1 protein-coding gene is annotated in these 846 nt (G+C 67.8%); it reads right to left on the bottom strand.

The window, feature by feature from the left end; all coding sequences use genetic code 11:
* Positions 1-19 precede the first annotated feature (19 nt).
* On the bottom strand, positions 20-772 hold the full coding sequence (locus KM933_RS38705) for a transposase family protein (RefSeq protein WP_221362361.1): 753 nt from the start codon (positions 770-772) through the stop codon (positions 20-22).
* Positions 773-846: the final 74 nt, after the last annotated feature.

Raw genomic sequence — 846 nt, 5'->3', positions numbered from 1 at the left:
TGAGGGTTTTCCATCTTGATCAGTTGGCGAGTTCGAGGGCGACGACGGCTCGGACGATGGCGGTGATCCGGGTGGTGCTGCAGCGGAGCTTGCGCAGGAGCCGCCAGCTCTTGAGTACCGCCATGGCGCGTTCGCCGAGGCTGCGGATCTTGGCATGGTCCCGATTGTGGCGCCGGCGCCAGCCGCGCAGGTTCCTGCCGCGGAATGGGACGCGGATGGCGGGGCTCGCGCCCTGATATGCCTTGTCGGCCCAGCACTTGATGTTGCGGGCGGTCAGAGAGGCCGGGATGTCGTGGGTCCGGGCCGCGGTCAGGTCGTGGGTGGCTCCCGGCAGTGCGTCCGATGCCCAGATCAGGCGTCCGGCAGGGTCGGCGAGGATCTGCACGTTCATGCCGTGGTGCTTCTTCTTGCCCGAGTAGTACGGGCGGTCGGCGGCGATGCGGTCGATCAGCAGGAGCGTGCCGTCGAGGATCACGTACGCCTTCCGGCGGGCCGTATGCATGGCCTGCTCCAGTGTCGGAGCGAGCGGGGCCAGGAGGTCTACGGCCTCGCGGATGTAGCGGTAGACCGTCGCGATCCCGATGCGGAAACCCGCCGCGAGGCGGGCATAGGTATCACCGCAGCGCAGGTGCGCGAGGACGAGCAGGGCCTGCCGGCCGCAGGGGAGGCGACGCCAGCGGGAGTGGATCCGACGTCGGTGACCCGCGAGCAGTCCGGCAAGCCGCTGCAGGGTGCGGCTGGACAGATCGATGACAGACGGGTAGACAAGCACGAGAGCTCCTGGCGGACTGGTGATCTTGGTCGTGAACCCGTCTACCAGGAGCTTTCTGTATGCCCGTCACCAGG

The organism is Streptomyces beigongshangae, assembly GCF_019710745.1.
Lineage (GTDB): Bacteria > Actinomycetota > Actinomycetes > Streptomycetales > Streptomycetaceae > Streptomyces > Streptomyces beigongshangae.
Note: the sequence above shows the minus strand (reverse complement) of the source record. Positions and strands in the feature narration are given on the sequence as shown.